We start from the raw sequence: 15,102 nt of genomic DNA on the forward strand, positions 1-15,102 counted from the left end.
AAGTCCAATTAACTTTAAAAACCAGATCATTTTTTTAATTCAAACTTTGTTGTTTACGATAATGTTGACTAATTAATGTCGTCGCCAATGCCACCGCGCCCAACACGACTAAAAGTCCAAAATCAAATTGACTGCCTTGTGCTGTTGCTTGAGCAAAATGCGTATGAGCAGCTGTCAATTGTTTCGTCGAAATAATCGCCGATAAAATACCGGTGCCCAAAGAGCCAGCATATTGTTGCAAAGTATTAAACAGCGAATTGACATCCGGTTTAGTCATTACCTCAACATATTGACTAGCATCGGACATCGTATTCCCATAGCCCAAATTAAAGCCACCGCGCATGAAACAATAAAAGAAAACAATCAGCAGCAAATTCAACTGATGTGTCCACAGCGTAAAGAGCAAACTGCCGATGATAATCGCACAATTAGAAAGCAACAGCGGAACAAACGCACCCAAATGGTCATACAAATTGCCAGCAATCGGGGACATCACCGCTCCCAGCAACGATCCCGGTAACAAAATCAAACCGGCAACCATCGAATTAGTGCCTAAAACTTGCTCCGAGAAAATCGGAATCACAAATGAAATTCCAATATTGATGAATTGTAAAATAAAAAAGTTAATTGCCCGGTTAGCAATAATCGGATTTTGTAAAATTTTAAAATTCAGAAGCTGATTTTGACCAACCTTTAAATGCCAGCCGAACAATCCTGCACAAAACAAGGTAATCACTAAAAATAAGCCAAACTCCCAGCTCAAAAAGCCGTGCGCCCCAGCTTGATCAAAACTAATAACGAATGCCACTAGCGTTGGTGCCAGACTTAATAAGCCGAGCCAATCAAATTTTTGGGGTGTAGCTTGCGATTTCACATCAATCGTCAGCCAACCTGTGATCATAATGAGCACAATCAGCGGCAACACCCCCATAAAAATCCAGCGCCAAGACGTATAATTATTCACAATACCGCCGTAAGTTGGCCCTAACGCCGGTGCAAAAGACGTAATCATCGTCGCAAAACCTGTGTACGTCCCCATTTTGTTGGCCGGCACTTTGGACATAATAATATGGAATAAAGTTGGTGTTGATAAGCCAGTCGCCACCGCTTCTAACAAACGCCCAACCATTAACACAATAAAATTCGGCGCACTGGCGCAAGTTAAAGTTCCAATTAAGCACATCAACGTGGCCGTCAAAAATAATTTTCGCGCAGCAAAGCACTTGATCAAATAAGAAGTCGTACTCATCACTAACGTCACCAACAGTAAATACCCCGTGGTAACCCACTGAATCGTCGCCAAATCAACTTGAAATTCCTTCATTAAATTGGGGAAAGTCACATTCATGGAAGTTTCCACTAAAATCCCAATAAAAGTCAATAAACCAGCCGACACAATCGCTACTTTAGTTGACCAAGAAACTTTTTGTTGCATTAATCAAACCTCGCTTCAATAATTAAACACTTTTTATTTTACCACTAAGTTAGAAATGTTTTTTACACGCCAAAATCAACTAGAAAACATTTGGCAAATGTGACAAAAAATTATAAAATCTTTGATAGTTACTGGTTATTAGATTAGGGGGGATCTTTTAATGAATCAGACACAGTTACATAAGGCCATCTACGATTGGTCTTTAGACAAAAAAGGAAACATTCAGGCACCTGAGCAAGGATTACCTGATGTCTTACAAGCAAGAAAGCAATATTTCACTAAATTTAATTTACAACCATTCACATTGATGACGTACATTTTTCCTGTACAAGAACAAATCAATGATATCCAAACGAGTTTTGAAGAACAATGGAAGCAGCCTTGGTTGCCAGTTGAGCCTGAGATTTGGCAATTTAAAAGTAGTCCTGAGCAACCACTTTACGAACAAACGGTCATGGTGGCAGTCATTGATTACTTTTTACAGCAAAGAGGACCTAATTTCTACCCCAGCTCGTCCGAACAACAAAGCTTATGGCAGTCAATCACTGACTGGCAGTTATCCTCAGATCAGCAGTTATTGTGTCCCAACAGTCAACTGCCGCCCATGGTGCAACAGCGCGTTCAAGCTTTTGCTGCGCTGGATCAACAAAAAATCACACCTTTTGAACGCTTAATGTACATTTGGCCCGATCCGAAACAATTAGCGATTACCGAAAAATTTTTTATTCAACGAACAGGTCAAGCTTGGCCGCCAGTTGATGACCAACTTTTGGCTTTACGCCAAGGCAAATTATGTACAGATTATGAATTAGCAATTATAATCGCTGTGATTTTTGGCTTACAAGCTAAAGTCGTTGCTTAATTCGAGGTGAGATGTATGCTCCAAGATAAGAAGATTACACTTTACGTCACTGGTAGTATCGCGGCGTATCGCGCTTTAGAATTAACCCGCTTATTGATCGAACAAAATGCCCAAGTTCAAGTCGTGCTAACCAAAGCAGCTGGTGAATTTGTCACACCGTTAAGTTTTCAAGTGTTATCGCAACGACCAGTGTACACGGATATGTTTGACGCCAAAGCCGATAAAGTTTTGCATGTCAAACTTGCCAAGTGGACTGACTTAGCAATTGTCGTACCTGCCAGTGCGGATTTTCTGTGCAAGATGGCGCAAGGCGTTGCTGACGATCTTGCAAGTTTAACCTTGTTAGCCACCAATGCTCAAAAAATTGTGGCACCTGCGATGAATGATCAAATGTGGTACAACCCCGCAACTCAACGGAATCTCCAAACTTTACGTGCTGATGGTGTCCAAATCATTGAACCGACTGTCGGCTTTTTGGCAGAAGGCTATTCGGGCAAGGGACATATCGCCGAGCCTGAACAAATTGTGCAAAATATCTGTTCGGCTTTTCAGACTAGTACGACTTTAGCTGGTAAAAAAATTGTGGTGACGGCTGGTGGAACACGCGAACGGATTGATCCGGTACGCTTTTTAGCCAATGATTCTTCCGGCAAAATGGGCTACACTGTAGCTCAATCCTTACAAAAACGGGGCGCCACGGTGATACTCATCAGTGGTCCAACCAATTTAACACCACCAGTTGGTGTTCAGTTGGTGCCCGTGAAAACTAGTGCGCAAATGCACGATGCTGTCTTAGAACAATTCGCCAATAGTGACGGCTTAGTGATGGCAGCCGCCGTAACGGATTTTCGACCGGTCCAAGTTGCCGCACAAAAAATCAAAAAAACTGCTGCCGCAAAATGGTCCTTAGAATTAGAAAAAACGCCGGACATTCTAAAATCGGTGGCGAAAATCAAACAATCGCAACAAATCACCGTGGGCTTTGCTGCCGAAACTCAAAATTTGCAGGTCAATGCGCAACACAAATTAGTCAGCAAACAGTTAGATTTGGTCGTAGCTAATGATGTTTCACAACCCGGCGTTGGTTTCAACGGCGATACCAATCAAGTCACAATGTTGTCGCAAAATCAGCCACCAATCACGACAGAACTTCTGCCTAAAACGGCCATTGCGGATTTGATCGTAGAGCAAATGGTACAATTATTGCCAAAAATTAGTCTTAAATAATCATGTTTTTTAGATGTTAAAGATCAATTTTATTTTGTTTAAATAGTTTAATTATAAAATGCACCTCCAAAATTGTCATAATTTGGAAGTGCATTCTTTCATTTTAAACTTATCTGTTATCACAATGTCGCAATTGTTGTATTGCCATAGATAGACTGCCAATCTTTAGTAAAATCATTGACTGCTGCACTAATTGCCGAAACTCCTAAACCAGTATCTAATATTTCTGGTCCCATAGTGACAGCTTGGGCTCCATGCACTAAGGCTGCATTAACTTGCTGCACCGTGTGAAAACTAGCTGCTAAAATTTTAGTTTTTGCTCCACACTGCTTAATTTGTTGCGCCATATCCGCAATCACTTGGTCAGCATTAATATTCATATTGACCATCCGGTTATAATAAGGCGCTAAATAATCAGCGCCTGCCGCTGTCGCTAAAAAGCCTTGAAACTCGGTATAAATGGCCGTAGCGGTAATGCCAAAGCCATCTGCTTTTAAAATTTGCATTGCTGCTAAACCTGCAGCTGTCGTCGGAACTTTTACATAGACATCTGCCCCGATTTCTTGGCGAATTGTCTGCGCATCGGCCACCATTTCTGCTGTTGTTGTACCGACAACTTGAATATGAAAAGTCCGCTCTGGTCCTAACATTTGTTTAATTTGTTTCATCCGTGCAAAGAAATCCACTTTGCCTCCTTTTTTAATGATAGACGGATTAGTGGTAACACCACTTAAGGGAATAATGGTTGAGTACTTTTGAATTGCTTGTAAGTCGCTTGTATCCAATAAAAACTCCATGATAATACCTCCACTCTAATCAGCAATAATTTGAATGCTATCACCTACATGGACATCCGGATATGGTGCATTTTCCACATACAATGTTCCCGGCAACTTGGGTTTAGTTAAACCATCAAAGCTAATCGCAATATGACCCAAATTACCAAGATTAGTTTGTACTTCACTCCCGACGGCGGTAATAGTATAATGATAGTTTTTAATTTGTAAAAACATTCCTGCTTTAATTGTTGAATTGACAGTATTCAATTCGATGATATAACAAGACGAACGTAAAGCATCTGGCGCTTTGGAACCAAAAAGAATCATCATTTTAATATCTTGGAATTCTTTAGCTTCCGCCCCGATTTCTTTTATCGTTGTTACAAAAATAATTTTTTTGGGATTCACACCTACCATAACTTTTCACTCCAATAATGCATTTTCTCTCATGCTTTGTTATCTACCCGAATACAAGCCAAAACTGGCCAACCATGCAACGAAAACACGTGGCACACCATTTAAAAAGCGCGAATACAAAACTGATGGTACCCCAACTTCCACGGTATCAGCATCAGCTTCTTCTAATCCTAAACCCACTGGAATAAAATCACAGGCATTTTGGGTATTAATCGCAAACAAAGCCGGTAAGGCATATTGCGGGGGAATATGCCCTTTGCCAATCTCCACCCCAATTAAAGTTCCAATAATTTGCCCAATCACCGCACCCGGTCCCAAAACAGGCGATAAAAATGGCAAGGAACAAATAAAACCAATAATTAAAAGTCCCCAAATACTACCAGCCATCGGTACCATCAATTTGGCAAACCATTTACCTAAACCTGATCCTTCAATCAGGCCAACTAATAACGAAACAAAGGCCATAAACGGTAAAATTGTATTGATCACGGTTTGAATAGCATCTTTGCCTGCTTGGTTAAAAATCGCAATAAATTTACCAGCACCCATTCCAAATTTAGCTAAAAGACTGGTGCTGCTTTTTTGTTGTGTAATTGTTTGACTGCTATCATATTTCGAATGTTTTGTCTCGGTATCATCTGAAATGGTTGTTGATGTGGTCGCTACTTTCTCTGTTGCTTGCACTTGATCAACATTAACCGCTGATACATAAATTTCTGGGGTAATAAATTGAGCCAATGGACCACTTTTACCGGTCGCCAGAACATTGACGGTAGGAATTCCTTTTTTAGGGTAAATTCCACATCTTAAAGTTCCCCCGCAATCTATGACTGCTAACGCGGTCTCATTATCAGGAATCGATGTTTTAAAACCATCAATTGCTTGCATCCCCGTGATTTTTTCAATTTTATCCACAATTGCCGGTCGACTGCCACCTGTGACGTAAATAAATTTGTGTTTTTCAGGCGTGGGAGTAATGATTAAGGGCCCCCCAAATCCACCAGAACCTTTTTTGATTTTGACACTTTGCCATTTAGCCATCAATCTTGCACCTCCTAATTATGATTCAGCAACCTTACCTGTATCAGCCTCTTTAGATAATTGAATGCCCGAAGTTCGACATACATAAGCAGTGGTGTAGTCTGTTACCCAGCCGCCAATAAAGTTCATCACTAATCCCACAAGTAAATAACGAATCGCTAATTCCATTGTGTCTAATCCTAGCTTCTGAACCCCTTGTGCAATACCCATCCAAATAAACAATTCCGCCGGGTTGATATGGGGAAAGACTCCGTTACTGGTATGACAAAATTGGGCTTGGGAAGCATAATAACTCGGCTTATAATATTCTGGTAAAAAACGGGCCATCGTAAAAGCCATGGGATTACCTAACATAAAAGCTGAAACAAAAGGCAAAACTAGATAACGCATAAAGATATTACTGGATGCAGCGCGCGCAAAATGATTCATTCGCTCTTCACCCACCAAGGCCACAATCGCATTCATTAACACTAACAACATCAAAACTACAGGGACAATTGAACTCACCCAATCCGCAAATTGTTTGCCTCCTAATTGAAATAAATGCATAAAGCCTTTGGCAAAACCTGCAACATATTTCATAACAATTCATCTCCATTTTTGAATTCATATTTTTTGTTTTAATTTGGCTACCCAACTACGTAACTGCACAAACATCGGCAGCGCAAAAACATTAATCTGGGTATCATATTCTGAACTAGCCAGTTGCCCAGTCTGAAAATCAACATAATTTTTATACGCATTTTGAATACATTGCCTCGTGAGAGTATCGTATTGATGTAAACTGTCATAATCAGTAGCAACCATCGCCAAATTCTGATTTCTTAATGACGTTAGATCTTTAAATTTTGCAAAAACAGTTACTCCCTTCATTAGTTTGGCATCTTGAATTTGACCACTTTCATTCATCGCTAACAATAACAATGTTCCTGACCGTATTTTTTTAGGATTTTTCCCAATGAGAACTCGTTGACCTTGTTTGCGTAATAGCCGATAATTCATTGAAAAATTTTTAATTTGAAAAAATCCTAATAAGCCTTGTAACAAAAAAGCGCCAACAAAGATTAACCCAAACATGATCATCATTGTTAAATCCCCTCCATTAATTTGGTCAATGGTGCACCCGGTGTTAAGTGTAAAAGATTTTGGTAAATTCCTTCATTGTGGGAAACAATAAAAATAAAATCATAAATTTCTGACAATGTTTTATTCAAAGCAGTATCTAATTGTTTGGGAATGCCAATTAAAAAAATGATTTTTACCTGTTTGCGTGCGTAAACGATTGCTTGATTATAAAGACCAATTTTTAATAAAACTTGCTTGTGTCCTGTATCATCGACAACATGTGGAATGGCAATTCCATGACTAAAAACATTGACCGTCTGCTGTTCTCGTTTTTTCCACAAATCTAAAAAATTTTTGCTGAGACGTCCACGGGCTATCTCTTCTCGAATCATAGCTTCGGTAGCTTGCAAATAGCCTTGTTGACCATTCAAAGGACAGAGTTGCAATGTACAATTTCCCGCTTCGATTTGCTCCATCAACAAAAAAATTTTTATCTTGGCTTGTAATTCTTCTTTACGAAAAATGCTGCTAATCCGAACAACAGGGGTCTGACTCTTTACCATTTGCAATGGATAGTTAGAAAAAACTAGTAAAAAATGTTCCTGCGTACGCCTAAAAGCTGCATCATCTTCAAAACTCACCATTTGGATTTTATCTGCAAAAATGTCATTCATTTGTTCGGCGACAAAATGACGAATACTATTACTAACCGGTCCCACAATGGCAACTTTATTCTCAGCAGATGAACTTTTTTGTTTATTTAAAGCCATTTGATAATCAATTGTCAGATAATCTAATTCACTTTTTGAGATGGTCAAGTCTAACTGTTGTTCAAAAATATGCGTTGTGATCAACGCTAATTCTGAAGCAATCGGATAATTGGCAGCAAGTCCTTCGCTTAAAAAAGCATCTTCTTGAATTTTAAAAACCGACCGATTGATCATAAAAATTAAGTGATATTTAATTTGTTCATAAGCAGAAGCAAAATCTAACGTTACATCCAGTTCTTGACCAATATTCGTTAATGTCAACGAGTAAATTTTTTGCACCTGCATTAACGCTATCTGTAATTTAGAATTACACACGAAAGAATTGGCGTAAACACTGAGTATCTGCAATAAAAAATAAATTTCAGTCTTGGTTAAGCAACAACCTACCCCCTGATTACAAGCAACAATCAGTGGTTTTAATTTGGTCAAATCAAGCACATCCAAATAATTGGTAATCATTTCTTTCATGCGAATATTGGTCTGAATTAACTTCTTTAAAATCACAAAATTTTTCAAGATTTCCGTTTTGCTATTTTCTGTTAACTTTAAGTCATCCAGTGCTTTTTGAATCTGCTGTCCAGCCTTAGTCTGTACATAGTAATTTTGATCCAGTCGATAATAATCACTCACAAAATTTTTTAACAACAAACCATAAACATAATTATGATCTACCACCAAACGAATTCCCCGATTGGTAGCAGATATTAGTTTGGCTGGATATTTATCTTGATACAGGACTTGCCTAAAACTTTTCAAATCCGAATTCAACGTTCCCTTGCTAATACTCAACGATTCAGCTAAATCGTCTAAAACAATGTAACCTGTGGAAAAAATCAATTGTAAAACAAGCTTGGCTCTCCGCTTAGATAGATCATTTAAATCTAGTGATTCTTTTAATTTTCCTGACTGCAAATTATTAATATATTGAAAATCTTGAATAACCAGATAAAACCGGACACCATGATGACGGATGATTGCTCTTTGTGATAAATCTTCATTTAATTTTTGAATCCGCTTCAAGATTGTCCGTTTTGAAACATTAAACTCTCCCATTAGCTCTGATATTGACACAGAATCATTTTTTAGAAAAAAGTTTAATAATACGTAATCCTGATCATTCATGGCTTCAATTCCTTATCCGCGAGATTTGCCTCCAGCGACGTTGGTCGTAATTCCAGTAATATAACTAGCTTTATCTGACAAATAATAGGCCACCAAATAAGCTACTTCAGATAAACGACCACTTCGACCTAAAGGTGTCGTACTTTTACTCTTGTAACCGGCTCGAATGTCTTTCACAGTTTGATGACGGGTATAGGCCAAAGCTTCTTCATATCTTAATGTCCGCAGACCAGTCGCCTCCATAATGCCAGGAGCTACCCCCACAACCCGAACATTGTATTCACCTAATTCCTTTCCCCCATGATCTAGTGAAACCATTAATGGCTCCTTTGGTAGCTGCATAAATACTTTGTCCCACAGAACCTTCTAAACCTGCTTCGGAGGACATATTGATAATTACACCATTATGTTGTTTGATCATTTGACGTGCGGACACTTGACTTAATAAAAAAACACTCTTGACATTCACGCTAAACATCTTTTCAAAATCTTGTGCTGTAAATTCATATGGACCATGGGCATCTTTCGGATCAGCCAATAATCTAGGCAAATTAATGCCAGCATTATTGACAATACCGTCCAAATGTCCATGCTTATCAACCACCTGTGCCACTAATTGAGTAATGTCATCTTGAGATGTCACATCAGTTTTTTGATAAATATATTTGGGATTCTTCACTTCAGACGCCTGTAAATCAGCATTATAGACATAAGCACCATCAGCCAATAATTCTTGAATAATAGCGGCACCAATGCCTGAAGAACCTCCTGTTACAATAAAAATTTTATCTGTTAATCCTAACCAATTTGTTGTCATATTCGCTAACCTCCTTAACAAGGATAGTAAAGCAATCGTTTACATTTATTAATACAATCTTTTGCACACCCGAGTGCAATTTGTTAACTTAATTTGAACCAAAATTCTGTTTCAGAAGCTGGCAGAATTAGAAATTGTCATTAATCGTTGATTTAAAACAAACTAAAAGGATTGACACCGATAAAATATCGACATCAATCCTTTTAGTTGACTTTGATTTAATTGAAGATATGACCTAGAGTGCTGCCTAGACAAATTAATAATTTTTTTCTTTGATTGATTATTATTCGCTACTAAAAAGAGAAAATTAACGTGATACCAACGTCTTCAAAAAAATTAGTCAGTAAAGTTAAATCTTATTTGACATGGAGTTTTGTTCACCATCTATCATTATGATAAAGAAAAGCAATGAGTTATTGGTCTTCAAGCATTGATTGGTATACCTCAATTTTAGCTTTAAGAAAACTTAAACTTTTTTGAGTGTGCTCCAATTCGATGAGCAATTCACCATATCTATCTTGTAGTAGTGATAATCGGAGCGGTATCGTTTCGTCTCCTTGATATCTAAGGTTAGCATATTCTCGCATATCTGATATTTTCATACCTGTTTTTTTGAGGCGCTTGAGAAACTCAATCCAAACAATATCTTTATCGTCATAAACACGTCTGTTATTCGAATCCCGGGCGGGAATAATTAAACCTTCCTTTTCATAAAAACGTAAGGTGTCAATTGATAAATGTTCTTTTTGGGAGATTTCTCCAATTGTATAATTCATTTTTATTCCTCGCTTCTATTTTTTATTGTACCAAAGCTCATTTCATTGTAAGAGAAAAAGGAGGTGCTTGCCCCATTGTGTAGGACATTAGTTTCTTTTTGAAAGGAGGGGAAGATAATGAGACTGTTGCTTCACAAGTACTAGTGGTTCCGTTACATGAGGACATCCCCTAGATGTTTCTGGACACAGACTGTTCTGCATTAATTAAATTATACGAGGAGAAATATAATGAATAAATATGTAATGATTACTGGCGCGAGTTCAGGTATCGGTTTAGCAACAGCTAAAAAAATGGTGTCCCGCGGGAAAAACTTGATTCTTGTAGCGAGGAGAAAAGACAAATTATTAAATTTAAAAGATGAACTTAAAAGCAGTTATCCTGAAATTGATGCCGTAATAAAAACATTTGATTTAACAAAAACTGATGCAATAAACAGTTTTTGGGAAAGCTTATCAAATTATGATATCGAAACATTAATCAATAATGCAGGTATGGGAATGTATTCGCTTATAAAAGATCAAAATGATGAACGGACGCAATCTCTATTAAAATTGGACGTTGAAGCTCTAGCGCTACTGACCACTTTATTCGTCAAGGACTATTGGAATGTTGAAGGAACTCAAGTTATCAACATCTCATCGGCTGGTGGTTATGAAATTGTGCCAAACGCAATCACCTATTGCGCTAGTAAATTTTTTGTCAGTGCTTTTACAGAAGGTTTGGCGCTAGAATTGAAAGAAACTGGCGCCAAGATGCGTGCAAAGGTCCTAGCTCCTGCGGCCACGAAAACCGAATTTGGTAAAGTGGCAAATAATGTGGAAGACTATGATTATGATCAGGCTTTTCCACAATATCATACTGCCGAACAAGTTGCTTCATTTTTAATGGATTTGTACGATCATGATTCAATTCTAGGTTTTATCAATCGTGATAACTTTGAATTTGAAAAGAAGAATAATTATTTTGAAAATGCTTATGGTAAGGGAACTAATCAAACTTTAAAGTGACTTACTATTTCTTTATGTATCAAAATAGAATTCAAAAATCCTGTCAATTAATCAATCGACAGGATTTTTTTGGTAGGGAACTATCTATACTGTTAACTGTTGCGTTATCAGTTCCCCGTTATATTTTATTAGCTCTTTATTCCCACTCAATGGTTGCGGGTGGCTTAGACGTAATATCATAGACAACGCGGTTCACGTGTGCCACTTCATTGGTAATGCGCGTGGAAATCTGCGCCAGCACATCCCATGGAATTTGCGCAAAATCCGCGGTCATGCCGTCAATAGAGGTGACTGCCCGAATTCCGACCGTATAATCATAAGTCCGACCGTCGCCCATAACGCCAACGCTACGCATCCCCGGCAAAACGGTAAAGTATTGCCAAATGGACTCGTCTAAGCCCGCTTTTTTAATTTCTTCCCGCAAAATATAATCACTATCGCGCTCAATCTGCAACTTATCAGCGCTCACTTCACCTAACACCCGAATCCCTAAGCCGGGGCCTGGAAACGGCTGCCGCCAAACCAAATCGTGAGGCATCTCCATTTGTTCTCCCAGCTCACGAACTTCGTCTTTAAATAAAGTCCGCAACGGTTCGATCAAGGTAAAATGCATTTCTTCAGGTAATCCGCCCACATTATGATGTGATTTGATCGTTTGCGCGGTATTTGTCCCGCTTTCAATCACATCTGTGTATAAAGTTCCCTGCGCCAAAAAATCAATGCCATCTAATTTTTGAGCTTCATCATTAAAAACTTCAATAAACTCGTTCCCAATAATTTTCCGCTTTTGCTCAGGGTCACTAACACCCTTTAACTTATCCAAAAAGCGTTGTTGAGCATCAACTTTGATGATATTCAAGCCAAATTTGCCTTCTAAACTAGCCATCACTTCATCAGCTTCGCCTTTGCGCAACAAACCATGATCCACGAAAATACTAGTTAATTGCGAACCGATCGCTTTATGCAATAACACGCCGGTCACTGAAGAATCCACACCGCCTGATAAACCTAATAACACTTGCCGGTCACCAACTATCGCACGAATCTTTTGAATTTGCTCATCAATAAAATCTTTCATGCTCCAATTAGCCTGAGCTCCACAAATTTGAAAAGCAAAATTGTGCAACATTTCCAAACCATGATCGCTATTGCGAACTTCCGGATGAAATTGCACACCATACAGTTGCCGCTGTTCATCAGCCACCACCGCATATGGCGTATTATCGCTAATTGCCACCGTTTCAAAACCATCTGGGATCGCTGTTACCCGATCACCGTGACTCATCCAAACAAATTGTCGAGCCGGTAAAGCTTGTAATAACGGATTTTGAGTTTTTTCAATCGTAATTTGCGCCCGACCATATTCCGGTGCACCGGCAGCTTGTACCTGTCCGCCCAAACTATGCATCATTAATTGCATACCGTAACAAATACCCAAAATTGGAATGCCTAATTGCCAAATTTGCGGATCAATTGTTAACGCCTTATCATCGTAAACACTATTGGGACCACCAGACAAAATAATCCCCTTGGGTGCCCGTTCTTGAATCTCTTGAGCACTCATTGTATGTGGCAATAATTCTGAGTAAATGCCCATATCGCGAATGCGCCGCGTAATTAATTGATTATATTGACTACCATAATCAAGCACGATAATGCTATCTGCTTGAACTTGTTCACCCACTGAGCTTTCACTCCTCTAAATAAATTGTTTTACTCATTGTACAAAAAAAAGCCGCCGGTGTATAGCACCACCGCGACTTCCTAAATTAAAATCACCCGCAAAATTGCCACAAAAATTCCCAAGACCACACTAATCCGAAAATTTTGCGTAGCTAAGTACACAATCGCCAATAAACAACCGACGGCACCATAAATAAAGAAATTTATGAAATTAAATGTTTCCATATTTAAGATGCCATATAAGATACCACTCACCAAAATTCCTAACAAAGCACTGGTCAAATTATTACGGCGCCAAAAATAATTAAAGAAAAAGCCCGTCGTCACGAATTGTTGTTCAACCGCCACTAACAAAGCGGAAGCTAATAATTCAAACCAAAAAACAACCGTTCCCCGAGCCAAGTAATCTGTTTTGACTTGTAAACTGGGAAAACGTCCCTTTGCTTTTAAACCACTGATGATTAGCAAAAATAAGCCAATCGCAACAACTGTAAAAGCCACTAAACCAAAAAAATTGCCAACTCCCTCTAAGAAAGTTGGATTTTGAGGTGTGAAAATTTGGCTTTCATAGCGATAACGTGCCACCATCGCTACCAAAAACAATACCGCACTAATTAAAAATAAACTGGCATAACTCCAATTAATCTGTTTTACCGAGTAACTCATTTTCAGTAATTGTTGCGAAATCACAACCATAATTATCCAAATGGCATACCAAATCCGGCTTAATGTCGGTGATTTCAATGCGTTCATATCTATCTCCACCTATATCTTTTCCTTAGCGAATTATAACATTAACTAAGAATAGACACCACTAGTTATCAATCTGTGACTTTTCAGTGAATTCATATGACTTCAATATGAAAACTGTTATAATATGAGTATTGATAATTCAAATGAAAGTGTGGTTAAAACATGTTTAATAAAAAATTGACAGTCGCTATCGCTGGGGTCGCCTTATTGGTCACTGGTTGTTCCAATAGCAACTCTGGTAAGGATAGCGCCAAGCCATTTTCGGCACAAACAACGAAGAGTACCCAAGCTTTCAAACAAGAGATTACGGGTAATTCTGACAAAGGCAGCAAAGTTTATTATCAAGTTGCCAGCAACAAACAAAAGAGTGTCACCGTTAAAAACCAGAAATATACGATTAAATTACCAATTGCGACCAAGAATCAAACTGTGAAGGTTAGTCAAAGTAAATCTTTGAAAAAACCAATTACAGTGAATGTGAAAAAGCCAACTGTGATTGCCAGTGGTAAAACTTTTGCCAACAACTTCAATGCTTCAGGTAAAGTTAAGGGCAAAATGGCTAGCCAATTTCCAAAATTATCACAACCACTAAGCATTCTCTTTAGCCCAACAACCACTTACAAATTGTTGACAGACGGTTCTAATATCTATCGGATGCAATTAAGCATTGCCGACGTCAAAAGTAACGAAGTAAAACCGAATGTGGCAGCTTTAGCTAGTGGCTTAAAAGTGAAGAACGCTGATTTAACTAAATTAGTGAACCAAGCTAAGAATAAACCGAATAAAAAGCAAACTAAGTCGTTGAATAAGTTACAAATCACCGCATTAGTCAAAAACAAAAAATTAACCTTAGATATTGTTAAATAATTAAGTTTTGAGAAGTCTTGATGATAAAATTCATCAAGGCTTTTTTATATTTCATGACCCAATCGCGCCAAATAATCCCGAAACACTTCATTTGGATCAACTTGGCCTTGTTGGCGCTGATGATACCAAGTGATTTTGTCATTTAAAAGCTGCAAATGATGTTGAATTTCATCAGCCTGTTGCGTCAAACGTTCATGTGCCTGATTCAGTAAAGCAATTCGTTGCGTAATGGTTTGATCACCTTGTTGATCCCAATACACATACTGCTTTAATTCATCAATACTCAAACCAGCCTCCTTCAAACACAATAAAAATTTAATCCAATCAGCATCCGTTTGCGTGTAATATCGTCGATTATTAGCTGTGCGTAATGGTTTGATTAAGCCCTCGTCTTCGTAATAACGTAATGTTGATGGTTTGACGTGAAAAATCTGACTAAATTCACTAATTCCATATTGTTTATCTGCTAAAATCATAATC

At 38.3% G+C, this 15,102-nt stretch carries 15 protein-coding genes and 1 pseudogene; 4 read left to right on the forward strand and 12 right to left on the reverse strand.

Annotated elements, in window-relative coordinates:
• Positions 1-34: 34 nt before the first annotated feature.
• Positions 35-1,435, reverse strand: a complete 1,401-nt coding sequence (locus tag MOO45_RS06850) for an MFS transporter (protein ID WP_249514171.1) — start codon at positions 1,433-1,435, stop codon at positions 35-37.
• A 160-nt stretch (positions 1,436-1,595) separates the two neighbouring features.
• Between MOO45_RS06850 and MOO45_RS06855 the strand changes: the two genes are divergently transcribed.
• On the forward strand, positions 1,596-2,297 hold the full coding sequence (locus MOO45_RS06855; protein WP_249514172.1) for a hypothetical protein: 702 nt from the start codon (positions 1,596-1,598) through the stop codon (positions 2,295-2,297).
• A 15-nt stretch (positions 2,298-2,312) separates the two neighbouring features.
• Entirely contained in the window at positions 2,313-3,524 is a 1,212-nt protein-coding gene (coaBC, locus tag MOO45_RS06860; RefSeq protein ID WP_249514173.1) for a bifunctional phosphopantothenoylcysteine decarboxylase/phosphopantothenate--cysteine ligase CoaBC, read from the forward strand.
• 119 nt (positions 3,525-3,643) lie between these two features.
• Here coaBC and MOO45_RS06865 read toward each other — a convergent pair whose 3' ends face one another.
• The 8 genes and pseudogenes from MOO45_RS06865 to MOO45_RS06900 all read right to left on the reverse strand — a co-directional run bounded on the left by MOO45_RS06865 (position 3,644) and on the right by MOO45_RS06900 (position 10,311).
• Positions 3,644-4,321, reverse strand: coding sequence for a fructose-6-phosphate aldolase (locus MOO45_RS06865; RefSeq protein WP_249514174.1), 678 nt, complete (start codon positions 4,319-4,321; stop codon positions 3,644-3,646).
• 15 nt (positions 4,322-4,336) lie between these two features.
• On the reverse strand, positions 4,337-4,720 hold the full coding sequence (locus tag MOO45_RS06870; RefSeq protein ID WP_249514175.1) for a PTS glucitol/sorbitol transporter subunit IIA: 384 nt from the start codon (positions 4,718-4,720) through the stop codon (positions 4,337-4,339).
• A gap of 39 nt (positions 4,721-4,759) precedes the next feature.
• Positions 4,760-5,761 carry a PTS glucitol/sorbitol transporter subunit IIB gene (gene srlE / locus MOO45_RS06875; protein WP_249514176.1) on the reverse strand — a complete coding sequence of 334 codons (1,002 nt, stop codon included), beginning with the start codon at positions 5,759-5,761 and terminating at the stop codon, positions 4,760-4,762.
• A gap of 18 nt (positions 5,762-5,779) precedes the next feature.
• Positions 5,780-6,343, reverse strand: coding sequence for a PTS glucitol/sorbitol transporter subunit IIC (gene srlA, locus MOO45_RS06880; RefSeq protein WP_249514177.1), 564 nt, complete (start codon positions 6,341-6,343; stop codon positions 5,780-5,782).
• Between the two features lie 24 nt (positions 6,344-6,367).
• Entirely contained in the window at positions 6,368-6,847 is a 480-nt protein-coding gene (locus tag MOO45_RS06885; RefSeq protein ID WP_249514178.1) for a transcriptional regulator GutM, read from the reverse strand.
• A gap of 2 nt (positions 6,848-6,849) precedes the next feature.
• Positions 6,850-8,718, reverse strand: a complete 1,869-nt coding sequence (locus MOO45_RS06890) for a BglG family transcription antiterminator (RefSeq protein WP_249514179.1) — start codon at positions 8,716-8,718, stop codon at positions 6,850-6,852.
• Between the two features lie 12 nt (positions 8,719-8,730).
• A pseudogene (locus MOO45_RS06895) lies at positions 8,731-9,535 on the reverse strand (SDR family oxidoreductase).
• A 413-nt stretch (positions 9,536-9,948) separates the two neighbouring features.
• On the reverse strand, positions 9,949-10,311 hold the full coding sequence (locus tag MOO45_RS06900; protein WP_249514180.1) for a MerR family transcriptional regulator: 363 nt from the start codon (positions 10,309-10,311) through the stop codon (positions 9,949-9,951).
• A gap of 228 nt (positions 10,312-10,539) precedes the next feature.
• Here MOO45_RS06900 and MOO45_RS06905 point away from each other — a divergent pair, with 228 nt between their 5' ends.
• Positions 10,540-11,319 (forward strand): SDR family NAD(P)-dependent oxidoreductase, encoded by a 780-nt coding sequence (locus tag MOO45_RS06905; protein WP_249514181.1) that lies wholly within the window; start codon positions 10,540-10,542, stop codon positions 11,317-11,319.
• 136 nt (positions 11,320-11,455) lie between these two features.
• Here MOO45_RS06905 and guaA read toward each other — a convergent pair whose 3' ends face one another.
• Together guaA and MOO45_RS06915 are read right to left on the reverse strand one after the other, a co-directional pair.
• Positions 11,456-13,003 carry a glutamine-hydrolyzing GMP synthase gene (gene guaA, locus MOO45_RS06910; protein WP_249514182.1) on the reverse strand — a complete coding sequence of 516 codons (1,548 nt, stop codon included), beginning with the start codon at positions 13,001-13,003 and terminating at the stop codon, positions 11,456-11,458.
• Between the two features lie 80 nt (positions 13,004-13,083).
• Complete coding sequence (locus tag MOO45_RS06915; RefSeq protein ID WP_249514183.1) at positions 13,084-13,755, reverse strand: CPBP family glutamic-type intramembrane protease; 672 nt, start codon at positions 13,753-13,755, stop codon at positions 13,084-13,086.
• Between the two features lie 162 nt (positions 13,756-13,917).
• Here MOO45_RS06915 and MOO45_RS06920 point away from each other — a divergent pair, with 162 nt between their 5' ends.
• The gene (locus MOO45_RS06920) at positions 13,918-14,622 is read left to right on the forward strand and encodes a hypothetical protein (protein WP_249514184.1); all 705 of its coding nucleotides are present in this window, start codon (positions 13,918-13,920) and stop codon (positions 14,620-14,622) included.
• A 44-nt stretch (positions 14,623-14,666) separates the two neighbouring features.
• On the opposite strand, the gene MOO45_RS06925 is transcribed toward MOO45_RS06920, so the two are convergent.
• Entirely contained in the window at positions 14,667-15,098 is a 432-nt protein-coding gene (locus MOO45_RS06925; RefSeq protein ID WP_249514185.1) for a MerR family transcriptional regulator, read from the reverse strand.
• Between the last annotated feature and the right edge of the window lie 4 nt (positions 15,099-15,102).

Source organism: Bombilactobacillus folatiphilus, assembly GCF_023380265.1.
Classification (GTDB): domain Bacteria; phylum Bacillota; class Bacilli; order Lactobacillales; family Lactobacillaceae; genus Bombilactobacillus; species Bombilactobacillus folatiphilus.

Excerpts from the sequence above, each read along its gene's own strand:
- MOO45_RS06850 (WP_249514171.1), bottom strand. The coding sequence starts at position 1,435 with ATGCAACAAAAAGTTTCTTGGTCAACTAAAGTAGCGATTGTGTCGGCT.
- MOO45_RS06855 (WP_249514172.1), top strand. The coding sequence starts at position 1,596 with ATGAATCAGACACAGTTACATAAGGCCATCTACGATTGGTCTTTAGAC.
- coaBC (WP_249514173.1), top strand. The coding sequence starts at position 2,313 with ATGCTCCAAGATAAGAAGATTACACTTTACGTCACTGGTAGTATCGCG.
- MOO45_RS06865 (WP_249514174.1), bottom strand. The coding sequence starts at position 4,321 with ATGGAGTTTTTATTGGATACAAGCGACTTACAAGCAATTCAAAAGTAC.
- MOO45_RS06870 (WP_249514175.1), bottom strand. The coding sequence starts at position 4,720 with ATGGTAGGTGTGAATCCCAAAAAAATTATTTTTGTAACAACGATAAAA.
- srlE (WP_249514176.1), bottom strand. The coding sequence starts at position 5,761 with ATGGCTAAATGGCAAAGTGTCAAAATCAAAAAAGGTTCTGGTGGATTT.
- srlA (WP_249514177.1), bottom strand. The coding sequence starts at position 6,343 with ATGAAATATGTTGCAGGTTTTGCCAAAGGCTTTATGCATTTATTTCAA.
- MOO45_RS06885 (WP_249514178.1), bottom strand. The coding sequence starts at position 6,847 with ATGATGATCATGTTTGGGTTAATCTTTGTTGGCGCTTTTTTGTTACAA.
- MOO45_RS06890 (WP_249514179.1), bottom strand. The coding sequence starts at position 8,718 with ATGAATGATCAGGATTACGTATTATTAAACTTTTTTCTAAAAAATGAT.
- MOO45_RS06900 (WP_249514180.1), bottom strand. The coding sequence starts at position 10,311 with ATGAATTATACAATTGGAGAAATCTCCCAAAAAGAACATTTATCAATT.
- MOO45_RS06905 (WP_249514181.1), top strand. The coding sequence starts at position 10,540 with ATGAATAAATATGTAATGATTACTGGCGCGAGTTCAGGTATCGGTTTA.
- MOO45_RS06915 (WP_249514183.1), bottom strand. The coding sequence starts at position 13,755 with ATGAACGCATTGAAATCACCGACATTAAGCCGGATTTGGTATGCCATT.
- MOO45_RS06920 (WP_249514184.1), top strand. The coding sequence starts at position 13,918 with ATGTTTAATAAAAAATTGACAGTCGCTATCGCTGGGGTCGCCTTATTG.
- MOO45_RS06925 (WP_249514185.1), bottom strand. The coding sequence starts at position 15,098 with ATGATTTTAGCAGATAAACAATATGGAATTAGTGAATTTAGTCAGATT.